The sequence below is a fragment of the Alteromonas sp. IB21 genome (assembly GCF_016405965.1).
Classification (GTDB): Bacteria; Pseudomonadota; Gammaproteobacteria; order Enterobacterales; family Alteromonadaceae; genus Alteromonas.
Map to the genome: position 1 here is coordinate 86,937 of NZ_JAEFCD010000014.1, position 4,092 is coordinate 91,028.

Sequence of the window (4,092 nt, forward strand, 5' to 3'; positions counted from 1 at the left end):
TCTTTCTCCTTACTCAAGAAGTTCCGTAGGTAATACCGTTCAATTTATATCGCCTACTCAAAACTGTCCCAAAGACCACTTAAATTTCATTTCTTACATTTCATAATGCAAATAAATAACTTTGGGATACGGATATGCCTTTACCTAGATACAAGCAAATAAATACTGACGTTACACCTTTTTACCACTGCATCTCTCGCTGTGTGAGGCAATCCTACCTTTGCGGACGAGACTCTCGCACGGGTATCAGTTACGAACACAGAAGAAAATGGATACAAGATAGGCTTCACAAGCTCTCACAGGCTTTCGCTATAGATTTATGTGCCTATGCGGTGATGCACAATCATGTTCACCTCGTCCTTCACGTAGCAAAAGGGAGAGCTGATACATGGTCTATGGAGGAAGTGCTGTTGCGCTGGAGAATGTTTTATAAATGCCCCCCCTTAGTACAGCGCTATTTTGATGACTTTGATTCGATACAACCTGATGAATTGCTTGAGTTAAAATCATTTTCGGCAATCTATAGAGAACGATTGCAAAGTATTAGTTGGTTCATGCGAATGTTAAACGAATATATAGCGAGAAAAGCAAACAAGGAAGATAGCTGTAAGGGGTATTTTTGGGAAAGACGCTTTAGATCGCAGGCAATACTTGATGAAAAAGCACTGGCCAGCGTTATGGCTTATGTAGATTTAAACCCCATACGTGCCAAAATAGCTAATACACTCAGTAACTCGCACTTTACTAGTATCCAATATAGATTAAATGCGCAGCGGTCAAACAAATTGCCTAAATTCCTAATGCCTTTCAATAACAAACGCATGGCTGGGAAGGTAGCGTTACCTTTCGACTTTCCAGACTACCTTCAGCTTCTAAACGACACCTTAAAAAGCGATAAGTCGAGAATGGAGCAGAAATTTCCACAATTTCCGAGCCGGCTACTCACAAAACTCGGTATGACGAAAGAAAATTGGCGATTAGTAACCAGCAATTTCGAAACTCTCTTTACCGGCCCAGTGGGATGCCCTAAGTTAATGGATGATTTTGCCAAATGCTGCGATAGGGGTTGTCGGCCGAACGTATCTAATGCTCAAAAGTATCTATCTTGAACAAAGCACGTTACAGACCTATATATCGGCCTGGCGAGCTAATACATCCACAATATCTTGAGATTTTGTTAGGCGCCTGATGTCATTAAATAAAATTTCTGCTTCGGGATATTGTCTTTTTAAATAGCCGCACCACTGTTTGATACGGTTGGGGTAATATTTTCCCTTATCGCCGAATATTTCATAGCCCGAATATTGTATGAGCAAAGCTGCTAGCTCCGCCCATGGCATAGGTGCTCTTTCACCTTTTATGCAGCGCGCCAAGTTGGGCATAGCCAAAGCGCCTCGACCTATCATAAGGTTAGTGCACCCAGATTCGTCTTGGCATCTTTTCGCATCTGCTGAATTCCATATTTCTCCGTTTGCCACGAGCGGAATATCAGTGTGTTTTTTAATTTTTGCAATCCACTCCCAATACGCAGGTGGTTTGTATCCTTCTGTTTTTGTTCTTGCATGCACCACTAGTTCGGAAGCTCCAGCTTCCGTGATTGCTACAGCATTATCGATAGCTAACGACTTATCTTCAAAACCTAACCTGATTTTAGCCGATACAGGAATATCTGGAGGAACAGCATCCCTTACTGCTTTCACGATGTCGTAAAGTGTTTGAGTTTCTTTGAGTAAAACGGCGCCGCCCTTGCTTTTATTTACTGTTTTAGCAGGGCAACCAAAATTGAGATCAACACCGGGAGAGCCTAGCTCTACTGCGGTTTCGGCATTTTCAGCAAGCCATTCGGGGTGTTGCCCCAATAACTGAACTCTTACGGGAATTCCAGATGGCGTTTTTCCACCATTATAAAGTTCGGGACAAAGCCTATAAAAGGTTTTTTTGGGCAGTTTTTGGTCAACGACCCTAACGAATTCAGTAACACATTGGTCAAAGCCACCCACGCGAGTCAACATATCTCTCATCAAGTGATCTACAACGCCCTCCATGGGGGCAAGCATTACTTTCATTATGTATTTCTCGAACTGCTAAAACAGAAAATTGGCGCGGGAGTTTATCAAAAAGCGACAATACCAGCCAGGCTTTGGTGTTTTGTTTTGCAACTTATATGGCTGTCCGGTTATTGCGCGGGCTAACCACCTTTCTGAACTGAGCGTGTGAGGTGGTGGTTTGATCTCTGTTAAAATAAGATGAGCTAATCAATCCTGAGTGGATGTCCAGAGGTCAATATTGAGTGTCTGTCTAATTATCGACTAAAGCCATGAAACTTAAGATAGCTTTAAATTTAGTCAAAAACGGCAATTAACTCGGCCTAGTCTTTTCTAAACTCGCTAGTCGAGCGAATACAGCCTGCTTTTGATTTTCAGTGTATGTCCGCCAATTTGTGATTTCTTCAATAGTGCGCTGACAGCCAGCACAAATATCGTCATCAGTCAGTTTGCAGAGAGCTTTACATGGAGATACTAAATTCATAATACATTGGTTTTATCAAAGTCATCTTTTTTACTGTTTGACCGAGCAGCCTCAATAACCGCTAGAGTATTTGCTGATAGCTCTTTGTTGGACCACAAACAAACGTGACAACCAAAACGAGAATCGAGATACGACGTAAACTCAGTGTCTGTCCCACATTCATGTCTCACTAAATTTTGCTTTTTACCGTCGTAAATAACCGCTGAATAAGTAAACACAAAGAGCCTCCTAAAAAAGAGGCTCAAATATACATCCAGACGTCTAAACGTTCAAGCGTCTATCTTAAATAATCGAGTGCTGCACAAATGGCAGCTACCTGGGCGTCATTACAATTTTCAAGTGTTGCATTAATACTATCAGGATAAACCTCTGTCGTTGTTACATACAGGGCATCTGTCATACCCCCACAAAGATACAGCGCCTTCTTGTCATAGCAAATTACACCTTCACTTACCACGTCTGCACCTATAATCTTTCCGTTTTCATCTGCCGGTGCGATATGTGTTACTTTTCTCACAGCATCAATAACAGCTTTTTGGAACTCTATTTGTGGACTTGGAGTATTGGCAACCGTATAAAAACCATCTGGAATGTTCCAGTTGTCATGGGTTACCCCATCCCGCGCAGCTAATGCTGGTCTAAACTCGCTGTTATCCGTGTCTGTCGTTTCATGTAAATCAATATGAAGCGATAGAGATAACGCTAAATCAGATACTAATTGCATAAGTTGAGCAGACTCTGGTGCAGGAGAGTCACTGTAAAACGAGCGATTTGGATCCAATGCTAACGGATTCCATCTGTTTATTGTTTCATATCCCCAAGGACTCACACATGGTACAACTATAATGTTTACTTGATCTGCATACTTTGACAGCTTAGTTTCAATAAACTGAAGTGCGCCTTGCACACCACTTGTTTCATAGCCGTGCACACCGCCTGTAACAAGCGCAGATGGCTTTTTAGCGTCAATATTCTTGGGGATTACGGCATATAGTGGATAGCGCGCAGTATCGTAAGGCAGCGCGCCATACTGCTTTAACTCAAACCCTTCAGGGATAATATTAAAAAGTTTATTAAGTACTTCTTCTTGATAGCTTCTTTTCACAGCCTGCTGTGCTTTCCATTGGGCTTTTTCTTCTTCGCCCCATGGCTCACCCGGAGTTCCAATTGGATAATTCTGCATATAGCACCTCTTTAGTAATTTAGAGATCATATCAGTTAGACGGGCGTGAGTATCTATTCCACTAAAGATTCATAAATGTTTATGACATGAGATCTTTACGCATCAAATCTTAATAATAGTTTTCGATTAAACGTGTTGACCATTCCTTGATAAGAGTTTCCAAATTCTACAAAAGAGGATGGTGTAAACATTGGCTTGGTCGCTTAGGAAAGGAAAGACGAGTGTCTGTCCATTGCGTTTTAGAGGACAGAAAAGAAATAAATGTCTGTCCATTGCGTTTTAAAGGACAGAAACAAAAAAACCAGCCAAATGGCTGGTTTTTTGATATGGCGTCCCCTAGGGGATTCGAACCCCTGTTACCGCCGTGAAAGGGCGGTGTC

5 protein-coding genes are annotated in these 4,092 nt (G+C 41.9%); 1 reads left to right on the plus strand and 4 read right to left on the minus strand.

Annotation, left to right across the window (positions count from 1 at the left end; genetic code table 11):
* Positions 1–134 precede the first annotated feature (134 nt).
* A complete protein-coding gene (locus JC525_RS11205; RefSeq protein WP_198815928.1) occupies positions 135–1,109 on the plus strand; it encodes a transposase in 975 nt (324 codons plus the stop codon).
* An 18-nt stretch (positions 1,110–1,127) separates the two neighbouring features.
* Here JC525_RS11205 and dusC read toward each other — a convergent pair whose 3' ends face one another.
* The 4 genes from dusC to JC525_RS11225 all read right to left on the minus strand — a co-directional run bounded on the left by dusC (position 1,128) and on the right by JC525_RS11225 (position 3,712).
* Positions 1,128–2,066 (minus strand): tRNA dihydrouridine(16) synthase DusC, encoded by a 939-nt coding sequence (dusC, locus tag JC525_RS11210; RefSeq protein WP_198815929.1) that lies wholly within the window; start codon positions 2,064–2,066, stop codon positions 1,128–1,130.
* Between the two features lie 292 nt (positions 2,067–2,358).
* The gene (locus JC525_RS11215) at positions 2,359–2,529 is read right to left on the minus strand and encodes a DUF1289 domain-containing protein (RefSeq protein ID WP_198815930.1); all 171 of its coding nucleotides are present in this window, start codon (positions 2,527–2,529) and stop codon (positions 2,359–2,361) included.
* Positions 2,526–2,747: a hypothetical protein gene (locus JC525_RS11220; protein WP_198815931.1), complete on the minus strand. Its 222-nt coding sequence runs from the start codon at positions 2,745–2,747 to the stop codon at positions 2,526–2,528. The genes JC525_RS11215 and JC525_RS11220 overlap by 4 nt, the downstream gene beginning before the upstream one ends.
* Before the next feature lie 59 nt (positions 2,748–2,806).
* Positions 2,807–3,712 (minus strand): M14 family metallopeptidase, encoded by a 906-nt coding sequence (locus JC525_RS11225; RefSeq protein WP_198815932.1) that lies wholly within the window; start codon positions 3,710–3,712, stop codon positions 2,807–2,809.
* Between the last annotated feature and the right edge of the window lie 380 nt (positions 3,713–4,092).

Bases quoted from the DNA above. Each gene is read 5' to 3' on its own strand.
- dusC (WP_198815929.1), bottom strand. From the start codon at position 2,066: ATGAAAGTAATGCTTGCCCCCATGGAGGGCGTTGTAGATCACTTGATG.
- JC525_RS11225 (WP_198815932.1), bottom strand. From the start codon at position 3,712: ATGCAGAATTATCCAATTGGAACTCCGGGTGAGCCATGGGGCGAAGAA.
- JC525_RS11215 (WP_198815930.1), bottom strand. From the start codon at position 2,529: ATGAATTTAGTATCTCCATGTAAAGCTCTCTGCAAACTGACTGATGAC.
- JC525_RS11205 (WP_198815928.1), top strand. From the start codon at position 135: ATGCCTTTACCTAGATACAAGCAAATAAATACTGACGTTACACCTTTT.